Below are 14,553 nucleotides of genomic sequence, written 5' to 3'. Positions count from 1 at the left end.
GGCCTATACTCTTTATTTTTCGGGTCTTTCCCGTAAGAAGCTGGCAAAACGCGGCAAGCCATTTTTAGTGTACCCGTGGTACCGATAAGTAATTGTTGAGCCTATAGCTGGCGGATACTTTCGCTCTTTATCACTAAAACCCGTGCCAATAGAAAATATCAGCCCCTGTTTTGTCTGTACTTTCAATGCGCCAAGCATTCCTGTGTATTTACCTTTACCCGGTAAATGTTCAATTACTAACGCTTCGGCATCTAAATATGGCTTGAGTTTTAACAATGCACTAGAGCGACCAGTTGTATGCTTAGCCTCTGCTAAATGAAGCATAACGCCCTCGCCGCCTTGTTTAGTAACCTGATTAAAATAATCACTGAGTTGCTGGTTGTCGCTAAATTGATATTGCTTAACCGCTTTAATATGGGGGCTATTTAGCTTAGTAATGAGTGACAGATAATTTTGATAACGACGGTGAAAAGGCGTACCGGCATCTGGCATATCAAATACCTGATAAGTAATACTTTGCCACTGCAAATCGTTGGGTATTTTTGTTCTGACAATACCACCGAGTACAGAAAATTGACCCCGCTTGGTCCATAACTCACCATCTAGCCAAACGTCTGGCAGAGGAGCGGTAAACCACTTAGGCGGGTTTATGGAGTTGCCTTGACGGGTTACAAACTGCTTTCCCGTCCAGATTGCTCTTACTCCGTCATACTTTTCACTCACCAAATATTGACGAATATCTTCATGCTTAGTTTCATCGTAAACATTAGCAAGTTGCACTGGAGGCAATTGCGCCAATAAGCCCGAACTAATGAGGGTTAAAAAAGTAAACAGCGTTGCTTTAATCATTGCTGCATCCTTGCAAATTTAAATATGGCTTAAACTATAGTTGAGATTGAAGCCAGTGCCAAAATTCTTCAAAGCTTTGCATTTGCTGTGTTGCTTTACTAAAGTCGTGCTCCTGTGTATGTTTATTAGCGATAGCTATCACAGCTAAAGCAGCATTATTCGCTGCGGTTACACCGGTGAAAGTATCTTCAACGGCAATCGCATTTTGTGCAGCAACCTGCATATTTTTAAGTGCTAATAAGTAGGGATCACCGGCAGGCTTTGGATTAATTACATCATCTTTAGTAACAACGGTATCGAATAAATTATAAAACCCTAATCCTTTTAGTATTGGCTCAGCTTCATGCCTTGCGCTGCCTGTTACTAACGCCATTTTTAAACCTTGCTCTTTAACCGCTAACAGAACATTTTCAGCATAAGGCATTAAAGGCGGTAAATTGATTTTAACGTACTCACTAAATAAGCGATATTTTTCATCCGCTAAATAGCGGCTACTTACAGACAAGTTATGAACTTGTTTTATTTCCTTTGCAGCGTCAATAGTGGGACGTCCCGAAAAGCGCCTACAAAAATCATCTTCTTTATAACACACACCAAAAGGCGCAAGTAATTGGCTCCAGCAGTTATAGTGCACACTTTCCGAGTCAACCAAAGTGCCATCCATATCAAATAATACCGCTTCAATTGACATTCTTTTCTCCTAGTTATTTAACCTAAACTTTAGGTAATAAAAAAGGTGCCTAGGCACCTTTTAATAATTTGTGTTACTCAGCCAAACCTGCTGGCGGCTCAGCATAAGCGTCTTCGCCGGTATCTACATCAACTAACTCATAACCTCGGGCTTTGCGCATTACTTTAAGTATCGGCTTTTCGAAGGCGGTTTTTAAGCGCTCAGCATCATCTTTTAACGCATCTAATGTGGTTCCAAATGGTGCTGCACCAGTTTCTGACCAGTTAGTTACTTTACCATTTAGATTATATTCCACTTCGTGTATTTGATATTGCGCCGCTTCATCTTTGGTTGCTTCACAATAAATTACACGGTAATTCCAAAATCCAGCCATTACTTTTTCTCTTTAATAAACATATGGGCGCTACTTTAGCAGCTCTACAAAAATAAAAAAGCCTGCACTAGGCAGGCTTTTATCAATAATTACAATTTAACGTTAAATTTATCGATTAGAAAAAGTTAACTTTAAACTCAGCGCCAATGTAACGCTCTTCATTAACCATGGCTGTATTGTTGTTGAAATCAACACCACCAATCGTCTGCTGCTCGTCAAACATGTTACGCACAAATGCTGATACTTCATATTCGTAATCGCCTTGCGCCCATGCATAGCCTGCACGTAAACCTACTTCTGTCAGTGGCTTACCCTCAAACTCAACTGATTCATATAAGAAAAAGTCAATCTCACTGCGGTACGACACATCAGCGTAAGCAAAGAAATCACCTTCAGCGAGTTCTTTAGTGTAACGAAGTGTGATGTTAGAGATCCACTCTGGTGCATGCGGTAAGCTATTGCCATCTAAAATAGCACGATCTTCAGGACCAAATGCACCTGGTACTTGGAACGTAGGATCAGTAACAGTACACTGTGCACACACTGCAACGGCTAAATCTTTATCTTTAAGCTCAGTTTTGTTGTAGCTTAAGTTGAAGGTTGCATTTAATTCGTCAGTTAACACCCACTCAGAATCAATTTCGAAACCATAGCCGGTTGTTTTATCAGCATTTAATAGACGGTTAAAGTTAGCACCACCACCCACTGCCGTTAGCTGCTGGTCATCCATAGTGTAATAAAATACTGTTGCATTTACACGGCCTTGGCCATCTAACACATCAGATTTAATACCTGTTTCAAACGAGGTAACAGTTTCTGAATCAGCAACGGTTACTTCATCACCAAATAAGATACGACCTTGAAGACTTGGTGCGCGGAAACTGTTAGCAATACGGCCATACCAGTTTACGTCATCGTTGATTTTGTAGTTAGCTGATAAATCCCAGCTTACGTGATCATCGCTAACATTTTTTTCGATATAAGTCGCTGCACCACCAATTGGGCTAAGCGTGCGGTTAGCTGAGAATTCTTTCTCATCATCTGAATAACGAAGACCCGCGGTTACTTTTAAATCATCAGTAATAGTGTAATCAACTGAGCCGAATACAGCCCATGCTTTAGTGTCTTGCTGCTGACTAACAAAACCGTTTAATACGCCATTATTGGCTGTATCATAGCTAAAGTTTTCAATTGTTAATGCTTCGTCGAAGTAAAAAACACCCACTTGGTAATTTACGTCACCAGCAAAGTTGCTTGATAAGCGAAGTTCTTGCGTGTATTGGTCTTGGTCTGGAATACCATCAGCACTTTCTGAAGAGAAAGGAATAAAACCAGGGCCCATTGCAACTGGAACATCATTGATGGAGAACCCACCGTAGCCACCATCGATGTCAGCACGAGAGTAAATTTCTGCACTTTCCCAACCAGAGATTGACGTTACTGTATGGTTAGCTAAGTCCCACTCAAGCTTAAGGCTTGCACCTTGCGATTCCACTTGCTGCGTCGCACGAGATGCGGCATCGTGATACACCACGTCATTTTCAAAACCATCAACTAAATCGTTAGTACCAGGTTTGATAGTGTTAGCACGAAAGGCAATTGGAGAGCCATCTAAATCACGAACATGGTAATTAAATAATCCAGTGAAATCGTCACCTTCATATAAAAATTGAATACGGGCTGCTTGTTCAGTGTAACCACCTAAGGCATCTTTTTGCTCAAAACCTGGTGCACGATTATCAATGTAATCGTCTTTATCTTGCCAAAGTACTGAAACACGTGTTGATAAACGATCTGTTAATGAACCACCAACAGCGCCTTCAAAGTCAACAGCACCACGACTACCGTAAGATACAGAGCCATAGCCTTCAAATTCTTGACTTGGTTTTACGGTATCAAATTTAACTAGGCCAGCCGGTGTATTACGACCAAATAATGTACCTTGAGGACCACGAAGCACTTCAACACGTGCTACGTCAAATACAGGGAAACCTTTTAAGATTGCGTTTTCTTGTACAATTTCATCAACCACAAGCGACACTGGTTGCGAAGCATTCAAATCGAAATCAGTGTTACCAAGGCCACGTACATAAAAGCGTGGGAATGAACGGCCAAATGAAGATTCAATAGATAAACTTGGGATTTTCGCATTCATAAAACGAATATCCATACCAGCTGAGCTGTAAGCATCTAAGCTATCGCCTTGCAAGGCTGAAACAGCAACAGGCACTTCTTGAGCGTTTTCTACTCGTTTACGAGCAGTAACTTGAATAACTTCTAGTTGGTTCTTCTTAGCAGTAGTTTCTTGCTCAGCAGCTACGGCTGAAATTGACGTACCTGCTACGGCAGAGAACAACGTTGCATTGATAAGGGTTGCTAACGTAGATCTTTTCATTGCTTTCATGTCGGGGTTAACCTTTTTAGTGCACTCTTGTTCAACGGTTGATGTGTTGCGCAATTAAATAATTACGGATTCAGTCAATTTTTCGCGACTTGCTCTATGCGGCGCGGACCTTATTACCGAGAGTACAAAAACGGCATAAATAAGGCTGACTGAATGCGCAAGATTATATCATGGTGTAATTTATTTACTGCATACTGAACACTAAAAATTAAACTTATTTTTAACACTTAACCGCACTATCCCGACATTTAGTGTACTTTTAGCAACTAAACAACCATAAAGCGGACATATGTCCTTACATTGAGTTGTTAAAAAATATAGCGGAATAACGCGACACTTTTTTAAATACTACTTTTTCACTAATGAGCGTTTAAGAACAATTTCACCATCAATATGAAGATCTCGCTGTGGAAATGCAATCACCACATCATGTTGGTCAAACACTTCATAAATCCTAAAACGAATATCACTGCGGACTTGTCTTAATCGAGTTTCTGATTCAGCGCACACCCAAAAAATAGCATTAAAAACTAGCGAGCTATCTGCAAAATCATCAAACAATACGGTTGATTGAGGCGTTGCCAATATTGCCTCATGCTCATCTAATACTTGCTGAATTAACTTTTTAACTAATAACACATCAGAGCCATAAGCTACGCCTACGCTCACAGATGAGCGCGCATTACCATCAATAAGCGTCCAGTTGGTAACTGTGTTTTCTAATAACTGGCTATTGGGTATCAGCATATGAACACCGTCGTTCCTGCGAATACGAGTAGAGCGAGTATTAATGGTTTCAACCACCCCCTTAGCAGTGCCAACCTCTAAAAAGTCGCCAATACGGATTGGCCGCTCCCACATTAATATCCAGCCACTAATAAAGTTATTAATAATATTTTGTGCACCGAACCCCACACCGATGGCAATGGCACCCGATACAAAGGCAAATGCGGTTAATGGAATGTTGAGCACCTCAAGGGAGGTAAAAAGTAAAATCGCAATACTTAAAATGAAATAAAAACGCGTGAATAAATGCACTGCATCTGGGCTCATTTTTCGTGCAAGTAATGACTTTTTAATTAACTTGCCAATCTGAGTCACCACAACCCACATAGTAAACAAAATTAGCGGCACTTGAATTACTTTTGCCACGGTAATGTGAATGTCGTTGTAGCTAAACAATACGAAGGCGAGAATGTGATTAATTTGTTCTAAGTTCATTGATTTTCCATGTGTAAGGTCGCACACAAACGATTATTTTTATGCGCTAATAATACCCAAAGTTTAGCATGCGGTTAGCTTAAATACGCAGCAACAAACTTAAAGCTAATTGCATAATTGCTGTATTTTTCTACTTTTTTATTTACATACCGAGTTTTTATCACCTAATTTGCGTTTAAATCCCGCTTTAAATCGATAAACTTTGTTGTATATAAGTCAAAATTTGGTAAGTTAACTGGGTTTTCGACTCGAAAAGCCTATTTCGGCTACTATTTTTTATGGAGTTATTATGCGTAAAACACTGATCGCCACTACGATTGCTAGTGCACTTTTATTATCTGCCTGTTCTTCTGAAAGCACCCAAGAAACAAAACAACAAAGCACAGCACAAGTGCAAGATATCAACGCAAGCAATGTATTATTTAAACCAAGCCCATTGCAATACATGGCTCCTGAGTTTGATAAGTTTGGTACTACTGAATACGAAGCTGCATTTGATGCAGGTATTGCACAACATAATGCAGAAATTTTGGCAATTGCCAATAATCCAGAACCAGCTACTTTTGAAAATACCTTGGTAGAAATGGAACTTGCAGGTGAGCTATTAAACCGCGCATCAGCTGCATTCTACAACTTATCAGGTCTTATCTCTAACGATGAGTACCAACGCATTGATAAAAAAATGGCGCCTGTGTTCTCAGCACACTCTGATGACATTTACCTAAATGGTGCATTATTCGAACGTGTACAAACAGTATACGACAACAAAGATAAGTTAAGCGCTGAAGATCAACGTCTTGTTGATTTTTACTACAAACAATTTGTTAAAGCCGGTGCTAAATTAAACGATGCTGAAAAAGCAAAAATGCGTGAAATTAACGCTGAGCTTGCAAAACTATCAACGGAGTTTTCTCAAAACGTATTAAAATCGTTTAAAGAAGACGTCATTTTAGTAACAGATAAAAGCAAACTAGCTGGTTTATCTGAAGGTGAAATTGCAGGTCTTGCAGCAGCTGCTAAAAAAGCAGGCAAAGACGGCTACATGATCACCCTAGTGAACACCACACAACAGCCTATTTTATCTAGCCTTGAAAACCGTGAACTGCGTGAGCAGATTTTTAAAGCATCAACCAACCGTGCAGCTAAAACCAACGGCCCTATCATTATTAAAGAAACTAACCTACGTGCACAAAAAGCAGAACTGTTAGGCTTTAAAGATTGGGCTTCGTATGTAATGACTTCACGCATGGCGCAAACCACTGATAACGTGTACGGTATTTTAGATGACCTCGCGCCAAAAGCAGTTGAAAAAGCGCAAGCAGAAGCAAAAGCGATTCAAAAAGTAATTAACGATTCTGGTGAAAGTTTTGAACTAAAACCATGGGATTGGTCTTTCTATGCAGAAAAAGTGCGTGCTGAAAAATACGACCTAGATCCAGCCTTAGTTAAGCCTTACTTTGAAATGCAGTCGGTTATTCATAACGGTTTATTCTTTGCAATGGAAAAACTTTACGGCATTACATTCAAAGAGCGTAAAGACCTACCGCTTTATCACGAAGACGTCATGGCGTTTGAAGTATTTAATGCTGATGGCAGCGCAATAGGCTTATTTTACATGGACCCATATGCACGTGAAGGTAAGCGTGGCGGTGCATGGATGAGTGCATACGTAAGCCAAAGCGGCTTAAAAGGCACAAAACCTGTTATTTATAATGCGCAAAACATTCCAAAGCCAGCAGCAGGCGAGCCAACACTAATGACGTTTGACGAAGTGTCGACTATGTTCCATGAGTTTGGTCATGCAGCACACGGTTTATTCTCTGACGTTAAATACCCAAGCCTAGCAGGCACTGCTACAGCGCGTGATTTTGTTGAATTTCCATCACAAGCACACGAAGACTGGATGATTGAGCCAAGTGTATTAGCTAACTACGCTAAGCATTACAAAACAGGCGAGCCAATTCCTCAAGCACTACTTGATAAAGTACTTGAGTCGCAAAAGTTCAACCAAGGTTTTGGTACCACTGAATATTTAGCTGCAGCACTACTAGATATGGAATGGCACTCATTTGGTTCTGATAAAAAAGTAACTGATGTACAACAGTTTGAAAGCGAAGCACTAAAGGCACACGGTATCGATTACTACCCTGTACCACCTCGTTACAAATCAAACTACTTTAGCCATACCTTTGCAGGTGGTTACTCAGCAGGTTACTACGCTTACCTATGGACTGAAGTATTTGCCGCTGATGCCTTTGCTCATATGGAAAACAATGGTGGCTTAACGCGCGAAAATGGCGATAAGTTCCGTAAAGAGATCCTATCAAAAGGTAACAGCCGTGACTTAATGCAAAGCTACATTGAGTTCAGAGGCCAAAAACCAACGACTGATGCATTGCTTAAGCGCCGTGGTTTAGTTGATTAATTAATATTTTTAATCAACTGATATAAAAGCCCGCTTGCGGGCTTTTATTGTTTATAGAACAATATATAACAGATAAACTGACACCATTACTTAAGACAAGATGAGTGTTATGGGCTATTTATTTGCAGTTACCCTTCTATGGGCGTTTTCGTTTAGTTTAATTGGTGTGTATTTAGCAGGCCAAGTTGATGCGTGGTTTAGTGTGCTAATTCGTGTGGCTTTGGCAGCGTTAGTATTTTTGCCTTTTTTAAAGAAAATCCCTACCCCACTTGCGTTTAAACTCATGCTGATAGGCGCACTGCAACTGGGGGTTATGTATGGCTTTTATTACCACTCATTTTTGTTTTTAAGTGTGCCAGAAGTGCTGTTATTTACTGTAATGACCCCGCTTTACATTACGCTTTTAAACGATGCGCTAAATAAACAGTTTAATCCGCAGTTTTTTATCGTCGCGTTTATTGCCGTGTTAGGAGCTATTACCATTCGTTATGAAAACTTAGACAGTAACTTTTTAGTCGGATTACTACTGGTTCAAGGCGCTAATATTAGTTTTGCTATCGGCCAAGTAACCTACAAACGATTAATGCTTAATAAACAACTCGATGATAAAACCGTATTTGGTTGGTTTTTTATTGGCGCACTAATTGTTGCAAGCGCCTGTTACGCCTTATTTGGTGATCTTAACAAATTACCAAGTACCTCAACTCAATGGGGCATACTGATTTATTTAGGCATTGTGGCCTCCGGTTTAGGCTACTTTATGTGGAATAAAGGCGCGACGCTTGTTAATGTTGGCGCGCTGGCGGTGATGAACAACTTGCTTATTCCTGCCGGTATTATTGTTAATGTACTTATTTGGAATAGAGACGCAGACCTACTTAGATTAAGTATTGGCGCGGGAGTGATGCTGTCTGCCTTAGTGGTAAACCAAATAATGGCTAAATCAGCAAATTAATCACTCTGTAGTGAAATTGTCATTAATAATTAGTAAGGTAGCGTCCACTTTTATTTTTAAGGACAAATAATGAAGCGCATACCTTTTCTAACAACTTTTTTATTATTAAGCTCACTCGCTGGCTGTGATGACGATGTAAAAATAGTCGAAAAAGAAGTGGTTGTTACCAACACTGACGTTGAAATTGTTGAAGTACCTACCCCTGTTATTGTTGAAGTAGCTCAAGGCATCAATACGCAACTAGGTACTCGCCCCGACTACTTAATTGACGATATGGCTGACAGCGCACTAAAAACACAATTAGAATCGTGTAAAGAAGGCCCTTTTTATCGTACTGATTTTTCAATTGGTCACCGTGGTGCCCCCATGCAATACCCAGAGCACACAAAAGAGTCTTACATAGCGGCTGCTCGTATGGGCGCCGGTATTGTCGAATGCGATGTAACCTTTACAAATGATAAAGAGCTAGTATGCCGCCATTCTCAGTGCGACTTGCACACCACCACTAACATTTTAGCTATTCCAGAACTTGCGGCTAAATGCAGTGAGCCATTTACTCCAGCAAACTCTAACAGTGGCACGCCTGCTTCAGCTAAATGTTGTACCAGCGATATTAGCTTGGCAGAGTTTTTAACCCTTGAGGGTAAAATGGATGGCGCAAACACCACTGCCACTAATGTTAGCGATTACATGAAAGGTACACCAAGTTGGCGCACTGACTTATACGCCACCTCAGGTACTCTCATGACCCATAAACAAAGTATTGCACTATTTAAACAGCTCGGAGTAAAAATGACCCCAGAGCTTAAATCACCTCAAGTGAGTATGCCCTTTAACGGTATGACCCAAACGCAATACGCACAAAAAATGCTAGATGAATACACGCAAATGGAGGTACCCGCTTCGCATGTTTTTCCGCAATCATTTAATTTAGCTGACGTACAATATTGGATTAATACTAACCCTGAATTTGCAGCGCAAAGTGTGTATTTAGATGGCCGAGACAGCGATGCAGGGTTTGATCCTAACAACCCCGACACATGGCAACCTAGTATGGCTTCGCTTTTTAATGACGGTGTTAAAATTATTGCTCCACCCATTTGGATGCTATTAACCATAGATAATGAAAGTAATATCGTGCCATCACAGTACGCTATTGATGCTAAAGCCGCAGGGCTTAATATTATTGCATGGAGTCTTGAACGTTCAGGGCCGCTGAATAATGGAGGCGGATACTATTACCAGTCAATTAGTGATGTTATAGATAACGATGGTGACATGATGACCGTGGTTGATGTGCTTGCAAAAGAGGTTGGTGTAATCGGTATATTTTCTGATTGGCCAGCTACGGTTAGCTATTACGCAAGTTGCAATAAAATGCCTGCAAGTATTTAAACTTTAGGGCGTGTTTATTTGACCGCGCTCAGCTATTATATTTATTTTACTGAGCGCTTTTATGATCATTCAACACCATAACGCTGACTTACCAACGCCTACAGGGTTAATGCGAACCACTATTTACCGCCCACAAACATCGGGGCAATACCCTGCCATTATTTTTTATTCTGAAATTTTCCAGCAAACGGCACCTATTGCCCGCAGTGCAGCTATTTTAGCCAGTCATGGTTTTGTGGTACTTGTGCCAGAAGTGTTTCATGAGCTTAACCCTATCGGAACTGTGCTGGCTTATGATGACGAAGGTAAAGATAAAGGTAATAACGATAAATGGGCTAAACCTTTAGAGCATCATGATAGCGACACACAAAGCCTTATCGAGTTTGTAAAACGACAAAGTTATTGTTCAGGAAACGTGGGAGCTATGGGTGTATGTATTGGTGGACATTTAGCTTACAGAGCCGCTTTAAACCCACTTATAAAAGCCGCGTTTTGTTTATACGCCACCGATATACACAGTAATACACTGCCCGCACAACCCGGTAATAACTCATTTGAACGCATGGCCGACATACTCGGTGAAATTCATTTTATATGGGGTAAACAAGACCCTCATGTACCACAAGATGGCCGAGACAAAATATATCAGCAAGCTGTTCGCACTGGCATAAATTACCAATGGCAAGAAGTTAACGCGCAACATGCCTTTATGCGTGATGAAGGCGAGCGCTACGATGCAGCTCTCGCCATAGCAATGTATCAACAGGCTGTTGCCTTATTTAACCGAGCGCTAGCCCTTACGCATACCTAATGCCGTATGCTGTTTTACAAAGTACGCTTTTAAATAATCAACAAACAAACGTAACTTTTTAGACCCCGTCGCCCCTGGCGGGAAAACTCCATACAATTCAATATCTTTGCTTTTGTAGTCGTCCATTATAATTTGCAATAAACCCGCTTGTACTTTTGGCCATGCATCGTATAGCGGTATACGCCCTATGCCATGTCCTGCCTCTACAAATGCAGTCCGTGCAGCGGCATTATTGGTACTGAGCGATCCTTGCATGGTAATGTCGACTTTTTTACCATCTTTTTGCAAGGTCAAGATTTTGCTCCCTAACTGATAAACCACCCATTGGTGCTGTGCTAATTCATCGGGCGTAGTGGGCTTACCATAATGTGCAAAATAATTAGGCGCGCCACAAATACAAGTACTCATAGTGGTTAACTTGGTTGCCTGTAGGTTTGAATCGCGCAACGCAACCCCCCTAATTGCAAAATCAAATCCGTGTTTAATAATATCCACCACATCATCAGTTAGCTGTAAATCTATATCAATTTTGGGGTATTGGCGCTTAAAGGTATTAATTGCAGGCACTATTAATTGCATCCCCACATTAACCGGGCAACTAATTTTTAATAATCCTTGGGGCTCACTTTTTATATTTTCTATTTGTTGATTGGCAGCATTAGCCTGCTCGGTAATAACGCGGCAACGCTCATAGTAAGCCATACCGGCTTCAGTAAGCGCCATGGTCCGTGTTGAACGATTAAGTAAGGTTACTTCAAGTTGCGTTTCTAATTTTTTTAAATGATAACTGGCTACCGCCCGTGTTAACCCTAGTTGCTTTGCCGCTGCAGTTAAACTGCCCTGCTCAACTATTTGTGCAAACACCACCATACTTTTTAATTGTTCAAACGAAACTTTCATGGACGCTCCAGTGCGGTTTTAACTTCAACCCTCCGATTGTATCAATTATTAAATCAATAAAGTTAAATTTATCATCGTTGTTTAAGGTTGGGTTAGTGCATATAGTAATTGCTAAGCAAAGATTACAATTTTAAATCATCAGAAGGAAAAAATAATGGCTAAGAAAATACTAATGGTACTTACTTCACACGCTGATTTAGGCAATACCGGTGAAAAAACAGGTTTTTGGGTAGAAGAATTCGCCGCCCCTTATTATGCATTTGTAGATGCTGGCGCAGAAATCACTCTAGCTTCACCAAACGGTGGTCAACCACCAATCGACCCAACCAGTACACTAGCCGACTTCCAGACTGATGCAACCAAGCGATACGACAACGACAGTGCAGCGCAAGCATTAATGGCAAACACAAAAGTACTAAGTGAACTGAATGCTTCAGATTTTGATGCGGTATTTTATCCAGGCGGCCATGGCCCATTATGGGATTTAGTAGATAACACAGATTCAATCTCGCTCATCGAAGATTTTGTAAAATTACAAAAGCCAGTGGCAGCAGTGTGTCATGCGAGCGCCGCATTTTTAAATACAAAAGATGCTGATGGCAATGCATTGGTTGCGGGTAAAAAAGTTACCGGCTTTAGTAACACTGAAGAAGCCGCTGTACAATTAACAGATGTAGTGCCATTTTTAGTCGAAGACGAGCTGATCAAAAAAGGTGGTGACTATCAAAAAACCGACGACTGGGGCGTTCTTGCGCTTGAAGACGGTTTAGTGATCACCGGTCAAAACCCAGCAAGCTCTGAGCTAGCAGCTAAAAAATTACTTACCAAGCTTGGTTAATTACAATTAATCAGTATAAAAAGCACAGTTTAATCGCTGTGCTTTTTAATTTGCTTTTCATTACTCACCACTATTCCTATACTGGCCACTCTTAATATAAATAAGGGCACCGTATGCAAAATAAACCATCCACCTTGTCGTTACTTAGCAGCACCCGTTTTGCCATTATAAGCATTGTGACTATTTGTTTTGTGTTGCAACTAATTAATAGCCTGCCAGGCATTAGTTTAAATGGTTTAGGTATTTACCCACGCAGCATTCAAGGGCTGATTGGTATTCTTTGCGCTCCCTTTTTACACGGTAGCTGGTGGCATTTTGCTAGTAATATGCTGCCCTTCATTGTTTTAAGCTGGTTAATTTGCCAATACAGCGTAAAGCGTTTTTATAGTGTATTTATATTCACCGCATTAGTCGGTGGATTACTGGTATGGATGTTTGCTCGTGGCAATATTCATGTCGGCTTAAGTGGCGTTATTTATGGGTTATGGGGATTTATTTTATGCTATGGCATTGTAAGACGTTCTTTTAAATCTATTTTTATAGCCGTGGTGGTGGCCTTTTTATACAGTGGCTTTATTTGGGGCGTGTTACCACAGCGGTTGCACATCTCGTTTGAAAGCCATCTGTTTGGCGCACTAAGTGGATTCTTTTTAGGGTATAAATTAGCAAAAGCAGATAAATTAAAAGCAACAACGGGCAAAGCAAATACGTACGTTTAAACTATTAGAGGCTATTTATGAGTGATAACAACGACTACACCCCAGCAAAAGTATGGACATGGGACAATGAAAGTGGCGGTAAATTTGCAAACATTAACCGCCCAATTGCAGGAGCAACTCACGATAAAACACTGCCTATTGGCAAACATCCATTTCAGCTTTACTCATTAGCGACCCCCAACGGGCAAAAAGTCAGTATTATGTTTGAAGAGCTTTTAGAGCTTGGTATTACTGAGGCTGAGTACGATGCTTATTTAATTAATATTGGTGAAGGCGACCAGTTTGGCTCTGATTTTGTTGATATAAACCCAAACTCAAAAATACCTGCGTTGATGGATCACTCTACAACACCAGCAACCCCTGTATTCGAATCAGGCGCTATTTTACAATACCTTGGCGAAAAGTTTGATGCGCTTATTCCTAATGATTTTCAAGCTAAAACACAATGTCGTAATTGGCTGTTTTGGCAAATGGGATCGGCGCCTTATTTAGGTGGCGGCTTTGGTCACTTTTACAGCTATGCGCCAACCAAAATGCAATACCCGATTGACCGTTTCACCATGGAAACTAAGCGTCAGCTAGATGTACTAAACCGCCATTTAAGTGACAACGAATACATGGCAGGCAGTGAATATTCCATTGCCGACATTGCCATATGGCCTTGGTATGGCTCACTGGTATTAGGCGACTTATACGACGCCGCCGAGTTTTTAGATGTTGCATCTTATACCCATGTGCTCCGTTGGGCTAAGCAAATAGCAGCGCGTCCAGGCGTAAAACGAGGCCGTCGCGTTAACCGTACTTGGGGAGCAGAAGAGGAACAACTCGCAGAGCGCCACAGTGCTCGTGATTTTGAATAAAGCTCCAGTTTAGTAAAAAATAAAAAAATCAGCGCTTAGCTGATTTTTTTGTGTTTATTAGGGGCTCCTTCATTCTTAGCAGGTAACATGACTTTTTAACCCTAAAAGTAGA

The 14,553-nt window shown here is 40.8% G+C and carries 13 protein-coding genes; 7 read left to right on the top strand and 6 right to left on the bottom strand.

From position 1 onward, the window contains the following. Window positions 1-12: 12 nt before the first annotated feature. From AC0VZ5_RS04755 to AC0VZ5_RS04735, 5 genes are all read right to left on the bottom strand, one after another. Window positions 13-849 (bottom strand): DNA ligase, encoded by an 837-nt coding sequence (locus tag AC0VZ5_RS04755; protein WP_178955503.1) that lies wholly within the window; start codon window positions 847-849, stop codon window positions 13-15. A gap of 34 nt (window positions 850-883) precedes the next feature. After that, the gene (locus AC0VZ5_RS04750) at window positions 884-1,540 is read right to left on the bottom strand and encodes an HAD family hydrolase (protein WP_178955501.1); all 657 of its coding nucleotides are present in this window, start codon (window positions 1,538-1,540) and stop codon (window positions 884-886) included. 73 nt (window positions 1,541-1,613) lie between these two features. After that, on the bottom strand, window positions 1,614-1,913 hold the full coding sequence (locus AC0VZ5_RS04745; RefSeq protein WP_008109576.1) for a hypothetical protein: 300 nt from the start codon (window positions 1,911-1,913) through the stop codon (window positions 1,614-1,616). Window positions 1,914-2,028: 115 nt separating this feature from the next. Then, window positions 2,029-4,317 (bottom strand): TonB-dependent receptor, encoded by a 2,289-nt coding sequence (locus AC0VZ5_RS04740; RefSeq protein ID WP_178955499.1) that lies wholly within the window; start codon window positions 4,315-4,317, stop codon window positions 2,029-2,031. Window positions 4,318-4,665: 348 nt separating this feature from the next. Next, entirely contained in the window at window positions 4,666-5,538 is an 873-nt protein-coding gene (locus AC0VZ5_RS04735) for a mechanosensitive ion channel family protein (protein WP_178955497.1), read from the bottom strand. 289 nt (window positions 5,539-5,827) lie between these two features. Here AC0VZ5_RS04735 and AC0VZ5_RS04730 point away from each other — a divergent pair, with 289 nt between their 5' ends. From AC0VZ5_RS04730 to AC0VZ5_RS04715, 4 genes are all read left to right on the top strand, one after another. Continuing rightward, window positions 5,828-7,963 (top strand): M3 family metallopeptidase, encoded by a 2,136-nt coding sequence (locus AC0VZ5_RS04730; RefSeq protein ID WP_475474476.1) that lies wholly within the window; start codon window positions 5,828-5,830, stop codon window positions 7,961-7,963. A gap of 109 nt (window positions 7,964-8,072) precedes the next feature. Beyond that, window positions 8,073-8,918: a carboxylate/amino acid/amine transporter gene (locus AC0VZ5_RS04725; protein ID WP_171039108.1), complete on the top strand. Its 846-nt coding sequence runs from the start codon at window positions 8,073-8,075 to the stop codon at window positions 8,916-8,918. Between the two features lie 69 nt (window positions 8,919-8,987). Then, window positions 8,988-10,313 carry a glycerophosphodiester phosphodiesterase family protein gene (locus AC0VZ5_RS04720; RefSeq protein ID WP_475474475.1) on the top strand — a complete coding sequence of 442 codons (1,326 nt, stop codon included), beginning with the start codon at window positions 8,988-8,990 and terminating at the stop codon, window positions 10,311-10,313. Between the two features lie 61 nt (window positions 10,314-10,374). After that, window positions 10,375-11,124 (top strand): dienelactone hydrolase family protein, encoded by a 750-nt coding sequence (locus AC0VZ5_RS04715; protein ID WP_055011695.1) that lies wholly within the window; start codon window positions 10,375-10,377, stop codon window positions 11,122-11,124. Here AC0VZ5_RS04715 and AC0VZ5_RS04710 read toward each other — a convergent pair. Continuing rightward, window positions 11,104-12,024, bottom strand: coding sequence for a LysR family transcriptional regulator (locus tag AC0VZ5_RS04710; RefSeq protein WP_010391235.1), 921 nt, complete (start codon window positions 12,022-12,024; stop codon window positions 11,104-11,106). The genes AC0VZ5_RS04715 and AC0VZ5_RS04710 overlap by 21 nt on opposite strands. A 154-nt stretch (window positions 12,025-12,178) precedes the next feature. On the opposite strand from AC0VZ5_RS04710, the gene AC0VZ5_RS04705 reads away from it, so the two are divergent. The 3 genes from AC0VZ5_RS04705 (at window position 12,179) to yghU (ending at window position 14,441) form a co-directional block, all read left to right on the top strand. Then, window positions 12,179-12,862, top strand: a complete 684-nt coding sequence (locus AC0VZ5_RS04705; protein ID WP_008108786.1) for a type 1 glutamine amidotransferase domain-containing protein — start codon at window positions 12,179-12,181, stop codon at window positions 12,860-12,862. A 113-nt stretch (window positions 12,863-12,975) separates the two neighbouring features. Next, window positions 12,976-13,581, top strand: a complete 606-nt coding sequence (locus AC0VZ5_RS04700) for a rhomboid family intramembrane serine protease (RefSeq protein WP_475474474.1) — start codon at window positions 12,976-12,978, stop codon at window positions 13,579-13,581. A 17-nt stretch (window positions 13,582-13,598) separates the two neighbouring features. Continuing rightward, complete coding sequence (yghU, locus tag AC0VZ5_RS04695; protein WP_475474473.1) at window positions 13,599-14,441, top strand: glutathione-dependent disulfide-bond oxidoreductase; 843 nt, start codon at window positions 13,599-13,601, stop codon at window positions 14,439-14,441. The last annotated feature ends 112 nt before the right edge of the window (window positions 14,442-14,553 follow it).

Source organism: Pseudoalteromonas sp. QJM3NY_12 (assembly GCF_056173165.1).
Note: the sequence above shows the minus strand (reverse complement) of the source record. Positions and strands in the feature narration are given on the sequence as shown.

Bases quoted from the DNA above. Each gene is read 5' to 3' on its own strand.
- yghU (WP_475474473.1), top strand. From the start codon at position 13,599: ATGAGTGATAACAACGACTACACCCCAGCAAAAGTATGGACATGGGAC.
- AC0VZ5_RS04705 (WP_008108786.1), top strand. From the start codon at position 12,179: ATGGCTAAGAAAATACTAATGGTACTTACTTCACACGCTGATTTAGGC.
- AC0VZ5_RS04720 (WP_475474475.1), top strand. From the start codon at position 8,988: ATGAAGCGCATACCTTTTCTAACAACTTTTTTATTATTAAGCTCACTC.
- AC0VZ5_RS04725 (WP_171039108.1), top strand. From the start codon at position 8,073: ATGGGCTATTTATTTGCAGTTACCCTTCTATGGGCGTTTTCGTTTAGT.
- AC0VZ5_RS04710 (WP_010391235.1), bottom strand. From the start codon at position 12,024: ATGAAAGTTTCGTTTGAACAATTAAAAAGTATGGTGGTGTTTGCACAA.
- AC0VZ5_RS04745 (WP_008109576.1), bottom strand. From the start codon at position 1,913: ATGGCTGGATTTTGGAATTACCGTGTAATTTATTGTGAAGCAACCAAA.
- AC0VZ5_RS04730 (WP_475474476.1), top strand. From the start codon at position 5,828: ATGCGTAAAACACTGATCGCCACTACGATTGCTAGTGCACTTTTATTA.
- AC0VZ5_RS04700 (WP_475474474.1), top strand. From the start codon at position 12,976: ATGCAAAATAAACCATCCACCTTGTCGTTACTTAGCAGCACCCGTTTT.
- AC0VZ5_RS04755 (WP_178955503.1), bottom strand. From the start codon at position 849: ATGATTAAAGCAACGCTGTTTACTTTTTTAACCCTCATTAGTTCGGGC.
- AC0VZ5_RS04750 (WP_178955501.1), bottom strand. From the start codon at position 1,540: ATGTCAATTGAAGCGGTATTATTTGATATGGATGGCACTTTGGTTGAC.
- AC0VZ5_RS04740 (WP_178955499.1), bottom strand. From the start codon at position 4,317: ATGAAAGCAATGAAAAGATCTACGTTAGCAACCCTTATCAATGCAACG.
- AC0VZ5_RS04715 (WP_055011695.1), top strand. From the start codon at position 10,375: ATGATCATTCAACACCATAACGCTGACTTACCAACGCCTACAGGGTTA.
- AC0VZ5_RS04735 (WP_178955497.1), bottom strand. From the start codon at position 5,538: ATGAACTTAGAACAAATTAATCACATTCTCGCCTTCGTATTGTTTAGC.